Origin of the sequence: Paenibacillus sp. FSL M7-0896, assembly GCF_037975415.1 — a bacterium.
Lineage (GTDB): Bacteria > Bacillota > Bacilli > Paenibacillales > Paenibacillaceae > Paenibacillus_AQ > Paenibacillus_AQ silagei.
Genome location: NZ_CP150250.1, coordinates 4,840,665 through 4,859,269, shown reverse-complemented (window position 1 = coordinate 4,859,269; position 18,605 = coordinate 4,840,665). Strand labels below are relative to the sequence as shown.

At 53.1% G+C, this 18,605-nt stretch carries 14 protein-coding genes; 6 read left to right on the top strand and 8 right to left on the bottom strand.

Annotated elements, in window-relative coordinates:
* Positions 1-44: 44 nt before the first annotated feature.
* The 7 genes from MKY12_RS21060 to MKY12_RS21030 form a co-directional block, all read right to left on the bottom strand.
* Positions 45-1,190 carry a YncE family protein gene (locus MKY12_RS21060; protein WP_339310631.1) on the bottom strand — a complete coding sequence of 382 codons (1,146 nt, stop codon included), beginning with the start codon at positions 1,188-1,190 and terminating at the stop codon, positions 45-47.
* Between the two features lie 19 nt (positions 1,191-1,209).
* Positions 1,210-2,340: a YncE family protein gene (locus MKY12_RS21055; protein ID WP_339310629.1), complete on the bottom strand. Its 1,131-nt coding sequence runs from the start codon at positions 2,338-2,340 to the stop codon at positions 1,210-1,212.
* Positions 2,341-2,654: 314 nt separating this feature from the next.
* The gene (locus tag MKY12_RS21050) at positions 2,655-3,797 is read right to left on the bottom strand and encodes a hypothetical protein (RefSeq protein ID WP_339310627.1); all 1,143 of its coding nucleotides are present in this window, start codon (positions 3,795-3,797) and stop codon (positions 2,655-2,657) included.
* A 238-nt stretch (positions 3,798-4,035) separates the two neighbouring features.
* The gene (locus MKY12_RS21045; protein WP_339310626.1) at positions 4,036-5,205 is read right to left on the bottom strand and encodes a YncE family protein; all 1,170 of its coding nucleotides are present in this window, start codon (positions 5,203-5,205) and stop codon (positions 4,036-4,038) included.
* 183 nt (positions 5,206-5,388) lie between these two features.
* Positions 5,389-6,219, bottom strand: a complete 831-nt coding sequence (locus MKY12_RS21040; protein ID WP_339310624.1) for a carbohydrate ABC transporter permease — start codon at positions 6,217-6,219, stop codon at positions 5,389-5,391.
* Positions 6,219-7,091: a sugar ABC transporter permease gene (locus tag MKY12_RS21035; protein WP_339310623.1), complete on the bottom strand. Its 873-nt coding sequence runs from the start codon at positions 7,089-7,091 to the stop codon at positions 6,219-6,221. The genes MKY12_RS21040 and MKY12_RS21035 overlap by 1 nt, the downstream gene beginning before the upstream one ends.
* Positions 7,092-7,184: 93 nt before the next feature.
* Positions 7,185-8,528, bottom strand: coding sequence for an ABC transporter substrate-binding protein (locus tag MKY12_RS21030; RefSeq protein ID WP_339310621.1), 1,344 nt, complete (start codon positions 8,526-8,528; stop codon positions 7,185-7,187).
* A 194-nt stretch (positions 8,529-8,722) separates the two neighbouring features.
* Here MKY12_RS21030 and MKY12_RS21025 point away from each other — a divergent pair, with 194 nt between their 5' ends.
* Both MKY12_RS21025 and MKY12_RS21020 read left to right on the top strand, forming a co-directional pair.
* Positions 8,723-10,519 (top strand): histidine kinase, encoded by a 1,797-nt coding sequence (locus MKY12_RS21025; RefSeq protein WP_339310620.1) that lies wholly within the window; start codon positions 8,723-8,725, stop codon positions 10,517-10,519.
* Between the two features lie 18 nt (positions 10,520-10,537).
* Positions 10,538-11,305: a response regulator gene (locus MKY12_RS21020; RefSeq protein ID WP_339310619.1), complete on the top strand. Its 768-nt coding sequence runs from the start codon at positions 10,538-10,540 to the stop codon at positions 11,303-11,305.
* Between the two features lie 210 nt (positions 11,306-11,515).
* On the opposite strand, the gene MKY12_RS21015 is transcribed toward MKY12_RS21020, so the two are convergent.
* Positions 11,516-12,373 (bottom strand): AraC family transcriptional regulator, encoded by an 858-nt coding sequence (locus tag MKY12_RS21015; RefSeq protein ID WP_339310617.1) that lies wholly within the window; start codon positions 12,371-12,373, stop codon positions 11,516-11,518.
* Positions 12,374-12,466: 93 nt separating this feature from the next.
* Between MKY12_RS21015 and MKY12_RS21010 the strand changes: the two genes are divergently transcribed.
* From MKY12_RS21010 to MKY12_RS20995, 4 genes are read left to right on the top strand one after another with little or no spacing between them, the layout of a single operon-like run.
* Positions 12,467-13,609 (top strand): DUF2264 domain-containing protein, encoded by a 1,143-nt coding sequence (locus MKY12_RS21010; RefSeq protein WP_339310615.1) that lies wholly within the window; start codon positions 12,467-12,469, stop codon positions 13,607-13,609.
* A 38-nt stretch (positions 13,610-13,647) separates the two neighbouring features.
* The gene (locus MKY12_RS21005) at positions 13,648-15,462 is read left to right on the top strand and encodes a hypothetical protein (RefSeq protein ID WP_339310613.1); all 1,815 of its coding nucleotides are present in this window, start codon (positions 13,648-13,650) and stop codon (positions 15,460-15,462) included.
* Between the two features lie 44 nt (positions 15,463-15,506).
* Positions 15,507-16,643 (top strand): glycoside hydrolase family 88 protein, encoded by a 1,137-nt coding sequence (locus tag MKY12_RS21000; protein WP_339310612.1) that lies wholly within the window; start codon positions 15,507-15,509, stop codon positions 16,641-16,643.
* Between the two features lie 28 nt (positions 16,644-16,671).
* The gene (locus MKY12_RS20995; RefSeq protein ID WP_339314934.1) at positions 16,672-18,582 is read left to right on the top strand and encodes a DUF2264 domain-containing protein; all 1,911 of its coding nucleotides are present in this window, start codon (positions 16,672-16,674) and stop codon (positions 18,580-18,582) included.
* Positions 18,583-18,605: the final 23 nt, after the last annotated feature.

Here is an 18,605-nt window from a genome sequence, read left to right as displayed (position 1 = left end):
TGTTTGAATCTGCTATAAGTTAGGTCAATGACCCGTATAATTGTTTACTGTAAGGATTGAGTGCTATAACCGGAGATAATATTATTGACTTTGAGGCTATCCGTAACGACCCCAAGCACGATAGCGGGCAGTGCCGTTGCGGTTGCCAGATCAATCGGGCGGATCGCATTTGCTTCCCCCACATAAGCCTTGGTGTCTGAGAAGAACGCCAGGTCGCCGACATAAGGAAGTTCAACCAAGTGGGTATAGCCTTCATGTAAGTCAATGATTTGCACACCACCTAATGGGGAATCCGTAGGTTGAACGGTAACGCCCATGTAGGCTTGCGTACGTGAAAGACGGATTTTATCCTGCCCTTTGTAGCTGGGAAAATCCGCAAAACTCTTATAGGTGACGATTCCTTTCTTATCAATGGCCAGATTACCGATTACTTTCAGATAGTTTTTGTCTTCGCGCATGGTGCAGAATAATCTTTTGTCGTCCGTGTAGACCCCGGATACCGTATTGTCCAGCAGACTTGACGTACTGGAGTACCCAATAGAATCATTGTCAAAATAGGTTAACATACCAGCAGGTCCAAATGTGATCTGGGTATGCCCATCGGGATGAACGGCCAAGGGATTACGGCTCCCGTTAAAGGTAAGCTCCATTGTGTCTCCATACGGATGAACGGTGTCGTCGTCAATGGAAATGGCGATAACATCATTACTCCGGCAGGCAGCATAGACAAAGGAGCTGTTCTCATTTCCAGCAAAGGCGAAAGGCCAACTAATCCCTCCTGCCAGTTGCACATCCTTAATAACCTCATCTGTGAGGAAGTCAATAATGGTAATGCCCGGACCTGATTGGGCTACATATATTTTGTTACCCTTAGGAGAAGCGAAGATAGAATTAGGATAGAACTTGACGAACGGATTGCCAATGTGAACGGTATTGAGAACCTTAAAGGTATCAATATCAATGATGCTGACTGAATCCTCACGGGTATTAATGACGTACAGCTTTTTCTCCGAGGGGTCCATGCACATGGGACCAGGCTCGCTGCCCACCCTAATCCGTTCGATGATCGTATCTTGTACAGGATCGATGACAGCGACATATCCGAAATCAAAACCAACTTCATAACTCGCATACACATAAGGATGACCTGATGACAGACCTCTGCTGTGATTTGCCTTATTCATATCCATGAATGAAATCCCCTTTGCCTTACAAGGATTGATTGATATAACCGGAAATAATGTTTGCGACGCTGGCTCCCATCTGGATAGCGGGTAGAGCCGTTCCAGTTGCCAGATCAATCGGACGAACCGTGCTCTCCTCCCCCACATAGGCCTTGGTGTCACCGGAAAATGCCAGATCACCGACAAAAGGCAATTCAACTAACGTGCTGGTGCCTTCCTTTGAGTGGATGATTTGCACACCGCTCTTATAGGGGCCGAAAGGTCGAATGGTAACGCCAATGTAGGCTTGCGTACGTGACAGACGAATTTTATCCTGCCAGCGATAACTGGGGAATCGCGCAAAATTTTCATAGCTGACGCCACCATCCTTATCAATGGACAGATTCTTAATTACTTTCAGATAGTCATATTCGTCCCGCATGGTGCAGACTAGCACTTTGCTGTCCAGGTAGACCCCGGATACCGTATTTTGCAGCACCATTGAATTTCTGGTTATCCCAACTTCATTGCCGTCAAAATAGGTGAGAAATCCGTAGAATCCAAACGTGGCTTGTGTGTGCCCATCCGGGTGAACGGCGAAGGGGTTGTGGAACCCGTCAAAGGATAGATCCGCTGCAGTTCCATACGGATAAGCCACATTTTGGTCGATATCGATAGCGAAAATTTTATCCTTTGGCGAATCATATGTGCGTGCAAGAGAGACAAAGTTACTATTTTTATTGCCCGCAAAGGCGAAATTGAGGAAAACTCCGGATGTGCCTATTGGCAATGTTTCAATAACCTCATCTGTGAGGGAGTCAATAATTGTAACTTGCGTATCTCCTGCATGGGATACATAGACTTTATGGCCTGTAGCAGAAGCGAAGATAGCATTAGGAAAGGTCCTCTTGAATGGATTGCCAATGGTAATGGTTTTGACAGAGGTAAAGGTGTCCGTATCAATGACGGTGACTGAATCATCACCGTTATTAACCACGTAAAGTTTTTTCTCTGTAGGGTCCATGCACATAGGACCAGGTTTGTTGCCCACCAGAATCCATCTGATGACCTTATCTAGTACAGAATCAATGACAGCTACATATCCCAAACCGTTAGCTTGACAGCTCACATAGACATAACGGTTATCTGATGATAGATTCCTTCTGCGGTTTGCCATATTCGTATTCACGAATGAAAAACCCCTTTCATGTGCTTCTGGATAGTGGACTCGCCGGGCCTGGCGGACAGACAACCGGATGGGCAGGCGCGCCGTTTTTGTCCGGATGCCGCATCAGGTTGTCTGCTGTATGTTATGTCTGGATGCTCCGGCCCGAATAATCCATTTGTCCAATAAAGCCACAAAAAGGGCAGAGATTACCCCTTCACCCCTCCCGCCGTAAGTCCGCTAACAATGCATTTCTGGCAAAAAAAGAGCTGTCCTCAAGTCAGTTTCGACTTGAAGAGACAGCTCCACGTTAACGTACATGACCCTTAGGTTTGATTGCTATAACCGGAAATAACATTCTTCACTTTGAAGTACGTTGTCCCAATGGGAATCGGATTTAGAGGTCTTGCAGTGGTCAAATCAATGGGTTGAACCGAGGTGAATCCTCCTACATAAGCTTTGGTGTCTGAGAAGAATGCAAGATCGCCAATGGAAGTAAGCTCAACAAACCGGGAAGTGCCACGGTCTACATCGTAGATTTGCAGCCCGCCCGTTGGGTGATCCGTGGCTTGAATGGTGACGCCAATATACTTTTGCGTAAGCGAAGTGCGAATTTTATCCTGACCTTTGTAACTGGGGATTTCTTTGTAATCATCATAGGTGATTTTCGAATTCACATCGATATCCAGATTCTTGAATAATTTCAAAAAGTTCCTTTCTTCTCGCATCGTGCAGAATAACAAGCCGTTGTCCAGATAAATTCCGGATACCGTATTGTCCAGTGAACTAGTCGGTGCTGCTGCAACTAAACCATTATCAGGACTAAGAAAATCAAGGGCTCCAATATTTCCAAGCTCGACCAGTGTGTGTCCATTGGGGTGAACGGTCAAGAAGTTTCGGGTCGAGTCATGTATAGTGCCCGGTCCTGCTGGGCCAAGCGCCACATTAGGTCCATTATTAATAATTCTAATGGCAAGAGTAGAATCTCTTGTTGGATGAATTTCGTTGCAGGCAACGTAGACGTAAGGGCTATTCTCATTGCACGAAATGGCGAAAGACATCGTGTCTACAGAATAAAGATTTCCAATGAAACTAAGAGTAATGGCATCAAAAATCGTCAGGCAGGGATATCCATAGTTGGCTACATAGACTTTTTTGCCGCTAGGCTCTACGAGGATAGCAACAGGTTTGTTGTCAACTGGAACTGAACCTATAAGGTTAAAGGTATCTGTACTATAGACATAGACCATATTCGCAAGGCCATCCGCCACGTAAAGCTTATCTCCAGAGGGACTCAAGCACATAGCGACAGGATTATAGCCTGCCGAGATCCGTTTGATGATCTGATCGGTAGTGGGATCAATAACAGCGACATATCCATTATTATTAATACTTACATAAGACACATATACATAAGAAAGGCCGCTCCGTGTATTTCGGTTACGGTTTGCTGTTCGATTCATATTCATAGATAAAATCCCCTTTCATGCAGATCTGGCTAGTGGACTCGCCGGGCCCGGCGGACGGACAAGCGGATGGGCAGACGCACCGGTCCTGTGCCTTGATGCCGCATCAGGTTGTCTGCTGTAGGTTATGTCTGGATGCTCCGGCCCGAATAGTCCTAATGTCCAGTAAGGTAAAAAAAAGAGCTGCCCCCAAGTCCAGTTCGACTTGAAGCGACAGCTCAATTTTTATACTAAATGTGCATTACAAGGATTGATTGCTATAACCGGAAATAATGTTCTTTACGTTGACGCGGTCTGAGGGACTTGTGCCAATCGGAATAGCAGGAATGGGATTACTTGGATTTCCCAAATCAATCGGTTGAATCGAAGTCAATTGTCCTACATAGGCAATGATGTAATCGTAAAGTGCTAAATCACCGACATAAGGGAGCGGAACAAACCGTGAACTAGCAGCGTTTACATCGTAAATTTGCAGACCACCTGTCGGGAAAGTGGTGGGTTGAATGGTGATGCAAATAGTACTTTGATCACTTGAAACACGGATTTTATCCTGGCCTTTGTAGCTAGGAATTTCTGTGAATTGATCATGGGTGATGTTTCCTTGCTGGTCCATGAACAGGTTGTTGAATTTTTTCAGATAGGCTCTATCTTCCCGCGAGGTGCAAAATAACATATTGTTATCCAGATAGATCCCGGATACCGTATTGTCCAGCATACTTGAAGTTTTGGAGGGACCCATTGTAAGTGGTTCAAAATGAGTCAACATGCCAGTCGGCCCAAGTGTGACCAGCTCCACTCCGCCTGGGTACACGGTCAAGGGGTTGTGGGTCCCGTCAAATTCAAGCGGAGTATCATCCCCAACCGGATGGGCGGTATCATCGTCAACGGAAATGGCGACAACCTTGCCTTTATCATTATCTTTAGACTTACATGCAACAAAGACAAAGAGACTGTTCACCTTACCGGCAAAGGCAAAAGGGTAGCCGCTTCCGCTAGGCAAATCCACTTGCTTAATAACCGTATCTGTGACGGAGTCAATAATTGTAACGGCCCTGTTACCCGAATGGGCTACATAGACTTTGTTCACGTTAGCAGCAGCGAAGATAGCAACAGGAGCGCTAGAGGTGGACGAAGAGCCAATGTGAAGGGTTTTGATAACGTTAAAGTTATATGCATCAATGATAGTGACCGAATCATTGCCCGTATTTACTACATAGAGCTTATCCTCACTTGGATTCAAGCACATAGGACCAGGGTTAAGGCCTACCGGAATCCGTTTGGTGACCTTATTGTATACAGGATCAATGACAGCGACGTAGCCAAAATAATAGGAAAGTTCATAACTCGCAAACACGTAAGGATTAAAATTTGATGCTAGATTTCTTCTGTGGTTTGCTATTTTTGTATTCATAATTAAAAACCCCTTTCATGTGCTTCTGGCTCATGGACTCGCCGGGCCCGGCGGACAGACAACCGGATGGGCAGGCGCGCCGGATCTCCCGGATGCCGCATCAGGTTGTCTGCTGTATGTTATGTCTGAATGCTCCGGCCCGAATAATCCATTTGTCCAACAAAGCCACAAAAGGGGCTGAGGTTATCCCTTGACCGCTCCCGCCGTAAGTCCGCTAACAATGTACTTCTGGCAGAAGATATAGAGGATTAGCACGGGAAGGGAGGTTAATACCAGATCCGCGAAGATCAGGTTCCAGTCCCGGCTGTATTTGCCGTAGAAATTGTACACGGAGAGCGGCATCGTCCAATCCGAGCTGTCGGTCAGGAAGTAGAGCGGTATGGTGATATCATTCCACACGGACATGAAGACCATAATCGCTACGGTGGCGTTGACCGGGACGATCAGCGGGGTGACGATTCTGAAGAACACAGAGAATGTATTCGCCCCCTCCAGAAAAGCTACCTCATCCAGCGCCTTCGGAATGGAACGGATGAATCCGCTGTACAGGAACACACTGAACGCCGTGTTGAGCGAAGCGTAGATCAGAATAACGCTGGTGATGCTGCCGTAGAAGCCCATCCACTGCACGACACGGATCGTGGTGATCGTGGACATTGGGGCAATCAGGCCCATGAAGAAGAACATGTACAGGAAATTCGACCACTTGGTCTCCCGGCGTACCAGAATGAAGGAGGCCGCCGAGGAGGTGAAGATGTTCAGGATGGAAGAGACGCCGGTAATCAGCATCCCGTTCAGGAATGCCCGTCCCAGACCGCCTTCCTTGAAGACGGTTGTATAGTTGGAGAACTTCCACTCCTCGGGGAGCCGCAGGGAGAACTTCAGTACCTCGGAGCTGGTCATGAAGCTGCCGAACAGCATAATCAGGAGCGGCAGGATAATCAGGAGCGAGGCCAGGATCAGGAACCCCTCCACCAGATAGTTACGCCAGGCCATTTTACGGGAAAAGCTCATTATTCCGATACCTCCTTACGCCGCATGAAGATCAGCAGGGGAATGGCGATGACAGTTACAGCAGCGAACAGCAGGGTATTGACGGCTGTGCCCAGCCCCCAGCTGCCTTCCCCGAAGGAACGGAGGATGATGGTGCCGACTACCTGGGAGGCATTGCCCGGTCCCCCGCCGGTGAGCACGAACACCTCGGAGAATACCTTGAGGCCGCCGATCAGGGTAAGCATCAGATTGATGTTGATCGCAGGGAGCAGCAGCGGAATGGTGATGCTGCGGAAGCTGCGCCAGGAGCCGGCGCCGTCGATGGTGGCGGCTTCATAATATTCCTTGGAGATCGACTGGAGCCCGGCCAGATAGATGGCCATCTGGAAGCCGGTATGCTGCCAGATGGACACAAATGCCACGGTCCAGATGACCAGCGCCGGATTGGTCAGCCAGGCCTGGCTCAGCGAAGGCAGCCCCACAGCTTCGAAGATGCGGTTAATCGTTCCGTCGGAGCGCAGCATGGGCGTGAACACAATGCTAATAACCAAAACGCTTAAGATCGACGGAGAATAGAAAATAGCCCGCAGCAGATTTTTGGATTTTAGCTTCATGTTCAAGCCGACCGCCAGCGCGATCCCGAGCAGATTTTTGCCGAGTACAGTAACGATCGCGAAGATCGCCGTATTTTTCATCGCAAGCAGCAATGTTCTATCCGTGAAGATCCGCTCGAAGTTATCCCAGCCGATGAACTTGATCGCTTCCCGGTCCAGCCTCCAGTCCGTGAAGGAATAGAAGAGTCCGATCAGCGCAGGCAGTACGAAAAAAATCGAATAGATCAGCAGCGCAGGCCAGATCAGGTAATACGAGTACAGCTTCTTGGATACGTTCATCTCTTCACACTCCTATAATAGCCCAGGACAGAATAAAGCCCGGAATGGACTTCATTCTGCCTGCTGTATGGTTGATCCGATTGGATACTTGGTTTAAAAGCCTTCCACGCCTTTGTCCTTCATCAGCTGGCTGAATTTCTCGTCCCAGGCCTTGAGTACGCCCTTGGCATCCAGACCGCCGGCAAATTCATCCTGAAGCAGACGGTACAGCTCGCTGCGGTCCACGATCATATAGGCATCCGTGGTCAGCGTAGTCTTCTTGGGTGTGATGTATTGATCGACAATCTCCTGCTTGTAATCGGGAAGCTTCGGTGTAGTGACATCGCTGAAGTTGGAGACGGAGCCCTGGCTGTCCACCATTTTCTGTGCGACTTCTTTGGTGGCAAGGAACTCCAGGAATTTCTTCGCTTCATCCATATGCTTGGCTTTCTTCGGAATGAACAGCTGGCCGCCCAGCGGGCTTGCGCCGAGATTTGCGTCTTCAGAAGACGGGATAGCGAACAGGCCCAGATGCACATTCGGATCCTTCTCGGCCACGTTCACGATCAGCCAGTCGCCCATGAACATCATCGCCGTTTCCTTGTTCAGGAATTTGCCCACGGCCATATCGTAGCTGTCGCTGAGAATGTCCGTGTTGGTGTAGCCTTTCTTGTAGACTTCGTACTGCTGCTCCAGGAAGGTAGCGAATTCGGGAACATCGGACCACTTCTTGCGGCCGGCATTGATGTCCTCGAACAGGGACGGTTCATTCTTCGCGGCCCAGTCGGCAAAAGCGGCAGCCGGCCAGATATTAGCCGCCCAGTTATCCTTGAATGGCATGAAGACCGGAGTAATGCCGCTGGCCTTGATTTTCTCGCAGACGGCCAGGAATTCCTCGTAATTCTTCGGAATCTCAAGCCCCAGGTCCTTGAAGATATCCTTGTTGTAGACTACGCCCTGCATCCCGGTATCCTGACTGTAATGGAAGCTGTAGACATGATCGTAAGCGGAGAGAACATCCTTGTTCAGCAGCCGGCTTACCCAAGGCTCGTTATCGAGAATCTCGAAATTGCGCTCCAGATTAAGGTCGGTAGTAGCACTCGCCAGATTGTATTGAATCAGGTCAGGGACCTCATCGACAGCCAGCTTGGTCTGGAGTACGGTGGCCGTCTGTTCAGCCGGAAGCAGCTGAAGATTGACCTTGATATTGGTTTTCTGCTCGAATTCATCCAGCACATCCTGGGCCACGAACGCCGAATCCTGCGAGCTTTTGGAGATGGCCAGCTCGATGGTTACCTTTTTGCCGCTGCTGCCGCCGCTGCCGCTGTTTCCGTTGCCGCCGCTGTCAGTAGCTGAAGCGTTGCCGGAGCCTGAGTTGCCATTGCCGCATGCCGCCAGCGTTAAGGTCATTACACCGGCCAGTACGCCTGTTGCGATTTTTTTCATTTTGCCATTCATGTGATCGCCCCCGTAGTAAGAATTGTCTGTCGTCTTTGAATCCGTTTACATTGCCCATTATAGAATGAGGAGAGCACAAGGTACATGTTTGTACTTGACTCTTTCTGTGTAATATTCTGAACTCCGGGACGGCTTGTCAATTCGCCCGATTGGTTGTAAAGTAGGCAGCATCCTAAGGTTCAGGGGGGCTCGGCTTGGCTACTATTGTTCAGAAATTGCGCGGAGGCAGGGTTCAGGCCAGTCTGCAAACGAAATTCTTCTTCACCTTCATGCTGCTCCTGCTGATTGTGCTGGGCTGCTTCCTGGTCTACGTGAATTATATGGTGATCCAGCCGCTCAAGGACAAGACGGAGAACGAAATGAAGCTGGCTGCTGCCCAGGTCAGCGATCAGCTGAACCTCTATATCAATAACCAGAACCAGCTCTCCCAGCGGATTCTGTCGAACAAAGAGGTGTTCACCCTGTTGTCCGCCGGGGATTATTCGCAGCTCACCCTCGAAGGGCTGACCCGGAGCCGCCGGCTGAAAGACATCATGTTCCAGGCGCTGGGGCCGAGTCTGAACATTGAGGATATGATGATCTATGATCTGACAGGGGAGCGGGTGGCCTCTTATATCGGATACGCGGATAGCCCGGCCTCACTAAGGCCGTTCCTGGAAGAGAGCAGCAACCTGCCGACCTGGAATGCAAGCGGTTACGCACTGTACCGGCAGGGGGCGGAGGCCATTTCTTTTGTGCGGGCGATCAGGAACCAGAATGGTCAGGTGTTCGGCTATCTGGCGGTGCAGCTCGACCAGCGGTATTTGAACAGATCTGCTGCGGGCCTGGCGGGCGGCAAGGTCTATATTATGGATCAGGACCAGCGGCTGGTCGCAAGCTTCCCGGCATTGCGGGAAGGGGAGAAGGTCCCTGAATTTGCAGCGTATCCTTCTGAATCTGCACCGGCTAACGGAATCTATCTGAGCAGCGGCCAGAACTATGTGGCTTACCACCGCTCTGCCGAGACGGGCTGGACTACCTATGTGGTGAATCCCAGGAATGTGGTGCTGGGCCCGGTCAATTCGGTGAAATACCTCTCCATTCTGCTGATTACAGCGTTGATACTGTTCTCGTTCATTTTCATTTACTTCTCGACCCGCAACCTGCTGCTTCCGATCCGCAAGCTGCGCAGCCAGATTCTGCGGATGAACTACAGCAACCTGAATATGAAGGCGGGGCCGCGTACCCACAACAATGAGCTGATTCAACTGAATAGCGCTTTTCAGGAACTGCTGGAACGGTTACAGGAATCTATCGAACGGGAAAAGCTTGCGCTACACGAAGAAGTGAAGTCGCGGAATTCCGCCTTGCAGGCTCAGATCGCACCCCATTTTATCCACAATGTCCTGTATCTGATCAGTATTGCCGCCCAGGAAGGGAAGAATAGCGTAGTGACCGAGATGTGCAAGCATCTGTCGGACAGCCTGCGCTATATTGTGTCCTCCCCTTATCAGCATGTGACATTGACGGAGGAACTGAAGCATACCCGGCATTATTTGTCCCTGATTCAGCATAATTTCGAGGACGATCTGGAGTGGGAGATTGACGGGGACGGTGCGCTTGAGCGGATTGAGCTGCCCCGGCTGGTGATTCAGCCATTCGTGGAGAATTGTATCGAGCATGCTTTTAAGAATACGGACCCTCCTTGGAGGATTGAGGTGCGGGTGAAGGTATATAACGGCCTGTGGGCCATCGAAATCCGGGATAACGGGGAAGGCTTCGCGCCGGGCCGGATCAGGGACATTCTGGACAATATTGAGGACTCGGATTCCGGGGTCTATGAGCTTCAGCATCATACCACGGGAATTGGCAATATGGGGATTGTGAATACTGTGAACCGGCTGAAGCTGATGTACAGGAACCGGCTATTCTTCAATATTTACAACCACTTAGACGGGGAAAAGGGCGCTACGGTCCAGATTATCGCATCTATGAGTAAAGACTTCTACTAGAACCGGGGAGGGACCGCTATGTATACCGCTATCATTGCCGAGGACAGCAAGCCGATTCTGCGCAATATCGAGGCGCTTATGCAGTCCATGGAGTTGCCTATCCGTATATCCGCCACCGCCTCGAACGGGCTGGATGCCCTGGAATACATCAAGGCTAACCCGGTGGATATCCTCCTGACCGATATCCGCATGCCCAAGCTGGACGGGCTGGCGCTGATCGGGCAGTGCAGGCAGGTGAATCCGGCGCTCAAGGCGGTGCTGATCAGCGGCTACAGCGATTTCGAGTATACGCGCAAAGCGCTGAACCTTCAGGTATTCGACTATCTGCTGAAGCCGGTGGAGCGGGAACAGCTGGCTGAGGTGATGCAGCGGCTGGTCGCCCATCTTCAGGAGCAGGAGGGCAGTAGGAAGGGATTGCCGGAGGTGTTGGCCGCTTCAGAGCAGCGGCCTAAGAGCAGCGAAGAGCTGTTCCGGCAATTGGAGCAATATTTGCAGCAGCATCTCTACTCCCAGCTCTCTATCACAGAGGTGGCGCTTCAGTTCCATGTCAGCCCGTCCTATGTCAGCCGGATCTTCAAGCGCTATTCGCACCAGACCTTCGTGCATTACAGTATGCGGCTGAAGATAGCCGAAGCCTGCCGGCTGATCGCAGCCAAGCCGGAGCTGAAGGTGAAGGAGCTGTCGGAGGCGCTGTCCTTCGGCGACCAGCATTATTTCTCCAAGGTGTTCAAGGACTATATGGGTGTAAGTCCTACGGAGTATAGGGGAGGAGAACGGGGTTACTAACAAAAAGCAAAAAGAAGCGGAGGGGAAATTTGGAACTGAAGGAGCGGTAGCGACCGCCTTTGTATTTGGATTTCTACCGCGAAGAGCGATTCTAATCAAGGAATCTAAATACAACAGCGGCTGGAAGTCCAAATGTTCACCGCAGTGACGACGAAGCTTCGAGTTATATCGTTCATTTTACGGCAGCGCTGCCGATAGGCGCTGCCGTCTTTATTTGCCGTATTTTCCCGGCGGGATGCCCGTGATGTTCTTGAAGGTGCGGATGAAATTGGCATAATCATTGAAGCCGGACAGGTAGCAGGTATCGGACACGGAGTTGCCGGCGGACAAGAGCTGCTTGGATAACGCGATCTTTTTGAGCAGGACATAACGGTAGATGGTGCCTCCGGTCTGCTGCTTGAACAGATGGCTGAGATAATATTTGTCCAGATTCAGCTCCCCGGCAATATGCGCTAGCGACAGATTCAGGTGCAGGTGGTTGTCGATATAGCTCATCGCGGATTGAATATGGGAGGAGATGATGCTGGGCACGGCGGCACGGGTGCGGCTGTACAGCTCGTTGACCAGCACCAGAATCTGAATCAGATACGTCAGGGCCAGCACCTCGCTGCCGTACTGCTTGCGTTCCAAGGCGGCAATCAGCTGAGAGGAGAGTGCGGTATATTCCGAGAGCAGCGGCTCCTCCATCCGGGCCAGGTTGTTCTCTCCGGGCTGGCGGTTCTGGAAGCAGGCCAGCAGATTCGTGGTTGCCGTACAGAACGGATAGACCAGCGGTGCTTTGAAATGTATGGTCAGCCGCTCATAAGGGTCGGGGGAGCGGTTGATGATTTTATGAATCTCATGATTATTGAATAACAGGACGTCGCCGCGCACCAGCGGATAGCTGTACTGGTCCACGAAGCCGTTCACGCTGCCGCCGAGGAACAGGAAGATTTCATAGTGGTCATGGATATGGAAATCCCGCGTCGGCGAGATCGGAGAATTGCCGATACCGGCCAGAATATCGCCGTCGAACGTTTCATAATACCGGGCATGCTTCATCGTCACAGCCCCTTTCTTGTTGATCACAATATACGCAATAAATCATCATTATTCGCAAAGACATTGCAATAATACCACAATACACTAGAGAAGAAGAATACCTGAGAGGGTGGAACTAGGATGAGTGGGATAGAACAGCGTAAATACTGGCTGGATACGATGCTGCGGATTGGAACGCCAGTCCTGGAGGCGCTCGCCGCACGGAAACTGAAAGAGTGGTTACCTACGGAGTTTCATAGCGAGCGCAGCCAGTTTGCGCATCTGGAAGCTTTTGCAAGGCTGGCTTGCGGAATGGCTCCCTGGCTGGAGCTTCAGGGGCTTGAGGGTGAAGAGGAGCGCTTAAGAGCCCGTTATGCCGGGCTGATGCTGGAAGCGATTGATGCGGCGGTCGATCCGCAATCGCCTGACTATATGGAATTCAAGACCGAAGGCCAGCCGCTGGTGGATGCTGCATTTCTGGCCCATGCGCTGGTGCGTGCACCGAAAACGGTTACATCCCGGCTGGACGCACGGGTCAAAGGCAATCTGATTGTGGCGTTCAAGCAGACGCGGCGGACCGCTCCCAGCGGCAGCAACTGGCTGCTGTTCAGTGCGATGGTGGAAGCAGCGTTATACCTGCTGGGCAATCCGGAGTATGACCGGATGCGCGTGGGTTATGCGGTCCACATGTTCATGGACTGGTACAAGGGTGACGGAGTCTACGGGGACGGGAAGGACTTCCACTGGGATTATTACAACAGCTTTGTCATTCAGCCGATGCTGTTGGATGTTGTTACCCTTTTCGAACAGGAGAATGAGGAGTATGCCCGGCTTAGACCCTTGGTCCTGCAGCGGGCGCAGAGATATGCATCCGTGCTGGAGCGCAGTATCGCCCCTGATGGAACGTATCCGTTCCTCGGGCGTTCGATTGTCTACCGGTTCGGGGCATTTCAGCTGCTGTCACAGGCGGCGCTCCAGCATTTCCTGGAAGATTCGCTGCCCCCGGCTCAGGTGCGCTGCGCTTTGACCGCTGTTATTAGCCGGATTATGCAATATCCGGGTACGCTGGATAAGAACGGCTGGCTGCAGCCGGGAATCTACGGCTATCAGCCGGAGCTGGCCGAGAGCTACATTAATACAGGCAGTCTGTATCTGTGCGCCGCTGTTTTCCTGCCGCTGGGCTTGCTTCCTGCTGATCCCTTCTGGTCGGGCGAGGATATGAAATGGACGGCACGGAGAATCGCGGACGGCGAGAATGTGATGCGGGACCATGCTTTGGATTAAGGGATACAGACAGACTGAACAGGAGAGGGAGCTTAGGCATGAACATACAGGAACTTAAGGCAATCGCAGAGAACATGAAGCCGGCAGATCTCAGCTTATATTATCCGCAAGGGGATTCGGCCGCTTTTTGGAGTGAGGCGGGATCTTCTCAAGTTTTACAAGCCAGTCTCAGTGAGATTCGTGCAGAGGCACGGAGGCTGGAAGGGCAGCCTATACCGCTGCTGACGTACAGTCTGTTTACCCTTTTCCGGCAGACGGGGTCGAGACTGGAGTATGAGCGGCCTTATTTTGAACGGAGAAGAAGGCTGAATACGTATGTGTTCCTAAGTCTGCTGGAGCCGGAGAACACAGCAGCTCTGGAGCAACTGACAGATATTCTATGGGCGATCTGCGATGAGTACACATGGTGCGTTCCCGCCCATCTTCCTGAGAAGCATGAGGCTGCTGAGATCAACCGCCATATCGATCTGTTCTCCGCCGAGACAGGCTTTACTTTAAGTGAATGTCTGCTGCTGGTCGGGGAGCGTCTCCCGCTGCTGCTCCGCTCCCGGATACGCAGTGAGGTGGAGAATAGAATCTTCCGGCCGTTCCTTGCGCATGGCCCTTATTTCTGGGAGACCTCCACTCACAATTGGGCGGCGGTCTGTGCGGGCTCTGTGGGTGCGGCTGCACTGCTCCTTGTGAAGGACAAGGACATGCTGGCGGAAATCTTGCTGAAGACAGAGAGCAGCATGAATTATTATCTGCAGGGCTTCGGGGCAGACGGGGCCTGCCAGGAGGGGCTGGGCTACTGGAATTACGGGTTCGGCTATTTCACTTATTACAGCGATCTGCTCCGTGCAAGAAGCGGAGGCCGGCTGGATTGGTTCAAGCAGGAAAAGGTGGCACAGATCGCCCGCTTCCAGCAGCAATGCTTCATTGACGGCAGCTATGTCGCCAATTTCTCCGATACAGTGCCCCGGGTGCGGGTACATATGGGACTATCTCATTATCTGGCGGACGTCTATCCGGATGTCCTGCGCCCGCCGTCTGCGCTGCGCGCCCCGTTCACGGAGGATCACTGCAGCCGCTTCGCACCGGCTCTGCGCAATCTGATCTGGACAAGAGCCGGGCAGGAGAAGGAGTCCTGGGAGGCGGGCAGCAGCTATCTGCCCGATGCCGCTTGGCTCGTATCGCGGCATGTCTCTGGGGCGGGCGCTTTCGGCTTCGCGGCCAAGGGCGGCCATAACGACGAGCCGCATAACCATAATGACCTGGGCCAATTTATTCTGAGCGGCCGGGGGGAGATCTTCGCGGCTGATCTGGGCAGCGGAGAGTACACGGCGGACTATTTCGGTGCCGGCCGTTACGGCTATGACTGCAACGGGTCGCAAGGCCATAGCGTGCCGATTATTGACGGCCAGTACCAGGGGGCAGGACGGGAGTTCGAGGCAACGGTGCTGTATGCATCGGCAGCGGAGGCGAAGGATGAGCTGATGCTGGAGCTGGCCCGGGCATACCCGGTAGCCGGACTGCAATCCCTGGTCCGTTCGCTGGTCTGGCATAAGGAGGAGCTGCCCCGTCTGGAGCTGACTGACACTTACCGGTATGACGGAGCTCCGGCAAGCTGGACGGAACGGTTCGTAACGTGGCGCAGACCGGAGGTGCGGGAACCGGGGAGCGTATGGCTGCCGGGAGCTGCTGAGGGGAGCGGCGTTGAGGTAACCTATAATCCGCAGATCGTCCGGCCTGAGATTACCGCACATGTGTACCAGGATCACTATGGCCAGGACAAGGTGTGGCATAGTCTGGACTTTCAGGTTCTCCAGCCCGGAGCAGAGGGCGTATTGGTGTTTGCTTTTGAGTTTATATAAGATGCACGGCACGGGTACAACATTCACACAAAGGCGGGATTCAAATGAACAGAACCATAGATCAGGCTTGGGTAGATGAGGCTTGGAGTAAGGCACTGGAGAAGACGAGAACGAACAGTATCAGCATCGGGGCGGAGTTCCCGCATGCCAGTCAAGGCGGCAAATATGTCCTGGAAGTGCCAAGCTGGTGGACTGCCGGTTTCTGGCCGGGCATGCTCTGGCAGCTCTATGCCGAGAGCGGCGATGAGAGCCTGAAGGCAGTAGCCGAGCGCTGCGAAGAGCGGCTGGATGAGGTGCTGGACGGCTACGTGAAGCTGGATCATGACCTTGGCTTCATGTGGCTGCTGACCAGCGTCGCCAATTACAAGCTGACGGGCAGAGAAGAATCAAGGGTCCGCGGGCTGAAGGCCGCCAACTATCTGGCCGCCCGCTTCAACCTGAAGGGCCGCTATATCCGGGCCTGGAATCCCTGGAGAGAAGGCGAGGACAACAGCGGGGTCGCCATTATTGACTGCAGCATGAACACCAGCCTGCTGTTCTGGGCCTCCGAAGTCACGGGAGACCCGCGTTACCGGCATATCGCGGAGGCACATATGGATACGGTGCTGGAGCATTTCATCCGGCCGGACGGCTCCGTCTATCATATTGTCAACTTCAACCCGGAGACGGGCGAAGTGGCAGAGAAGCTGGGCGGACAGGGCTATGCGCCGGAATCGGCCTGGTCGCGCGGCGCGGCTTGGGCACTATACGGGCTGGCGCTGGCCTATCACCATACGGGCAAGCTTAGCTACCTGCATGCGTCCAAGCAGGTTGCGCATTTCTTCCTGACCCGGCTGCCGGAGGATCAGGTGCCGCATTGGGATTTCCGCGCTCCCGGCGATGTTGGCGAGATTCGCGATTCTTCGGCCGGTTCATGCGCCGCAAGCGGTCTCTTGCTGCTGGCCGGGCTGGTGGAAGAATCAGAGGCTCCTGTCTACCGGAACGGGGCGCTTAGAATCACGGAATCTCTCTACCGCAATTACGGAACTTGGGACAATCCCGGCGAACAAGGCCTGCTGCTTCACGGCACCAGTAACTATCCTGAAGACCGGAATATCGATGTGCCGCTGATCTACGGGGATTTCTTCTATGTTGAGGCACTGGCCCGGATTAAGGGAGCAGGCCCGTTCTATTGGGAGTAGGAGGAGTACGATAATGACGAACAACAAGATGACTCGGGGAATTGGAAATCTGGGGACAGGCGATCCGGCGACGGGCAAGCTGGGGATTCAGAGCAATCCGCTGAAGACCCGGGACGACCTGCTGGCTGCCCTTGAGCAGCTGACAGAGCCGCTTCGGTCGCTCTATAGCAGAGGCAGCGCAAGACTTGAGATCGGGATTACGGGAGCGAGCTATCCGTCAGCCACCGCCGGAATGGAGGGCTTCTCCCGGGTGCTCTGGGGACTAATTCCACTGCTCGCCGGAGGCGGGAACAGTGAACTATGGGCCACTGTGCTGGACGGCATCCGGCACGGCACCGATCCGGCCCATGAGGAATATTGGGGTGATGTAAGGGACTATGACCAGCGTCTGGTCGAGATGGCCGCCTTCGGCTTCGCGCTGGCGGCTGTGCCGGAGCATCTCTGGTCCCCGCTTGCTCCGCAGGAGCAGGAGCATCTGTACAGCTGGCTGAACCAGATCAATTCCCGTCCCTGCTACGACTGCAACTGGCTGTTCTTCAATGTGCTGGTGAATGTCGGCTTCCGCACAGTAGGACGGCCTTATGATGCGATTCAACTGGAGCGGAATCTGGAGCGGATGGATGCCTTTTATCTGGGTGAAGGCTGGTACAGTGACGGTGTTGGCGGACACTGCGATTATTATGGGCCCTTCGCCATCCATTACTATTCGCTGCTGTATGCCAAGCTGATGGAGCGGGAGGACCCGGAGCGTTCCCGTCTGTTCAAAGAACGCGCCCGGCTGTTCGCGGCTGAATTCATGGGCTGGTTCGCCCCGGACGGCGCTGCGCTTCCCTATGGCCGCAGTCTGGCGTACCGGTTCGCCCAGTCTGCCTTCTGGAGCGCCTTGGCGTATGCAGAGGTGGAAGGCTTCTCTGCCGGTGTGGTCAAAGGCATCGTCCTGCGCAACCTGCGCTGGTGGTTCCGCCAGCCTATCTTCGATGCAGCCGGCGTGCTGACCATCGGATACACGTATCCGAATCTGGTCATGGCGGAGAATTATAATGCTCCCGGCTCGCCTTACTGGGCGCTGAAGACCTTCCTGCCGCTTGCCCTCGGCGCGGAGCATCCGTTCTGGAGCGAACCGGAGCTGCCGCTGCCGGAGCTTCCGGCTGTGACGGTGCAGCATCCGCCGCATCTGGTTCTGGTCCGCGAACCGGCTTCCGGTCATGTGGCCGCCTTCAACAGCGGGCATCTGTCCACCAATGAGCATACCCATACCTCGGCCAAATACGAGAAATTCGTCTATTCCACAGGCTTCGGGTTCAGCGTTCCCCGCTCAGAATGGGGATTGCCGCAGGGAGCCTATGATTCCATGCTTGCGCTCAGCGAAGGCGGAGACAATCTGTACCGCGTTCGGCGGCAGAATCTGGAATCAGAGATTACGGACAACGTCCTGCGGTCCGTCTGGAAGCCTTGGGCTGATGTTGAGGTACGCACATGGGTGGTAGCGGGTCTGCCGTGGCATATCCGGATTCACCGGATCGAGACGGGCCGTGCCCTGGATGCCGCCGAGGGCGGATTCGCGCTGGGTCAAGAGGCGGAGCCTGCTCAGCAGCTCAGCGGAATGGGCGCAGCGGCAGCTACAGCATGGGGAACGAGTGGCATCAAGGGGCTGAAGGGCTACTCCAAGGCCGAGCTGATCTGGCCCAATGCGAATACGAACCTGCTTCGTCCCCGGACAGTGCTGCCTACCCTGACCGCTTCGCTTGAGCCTGGGGTGCATTGGCTGGCTTCTGCTGTGTACGGCGACCCTTCATCTGCGCCGCTGGCAGATGGGGCAAAGGAACTCGGCCTGATTCTGGAACAGACTCCTGAAGAGCTGCTCAATGTTAAACTTGATGGAGAGCGTATTACGGTGCTAACCTCCGGCGGGACTGAGGTTAGTATTCCGGTGCAATGAGCAGAAATATGGTGCGAAAACAC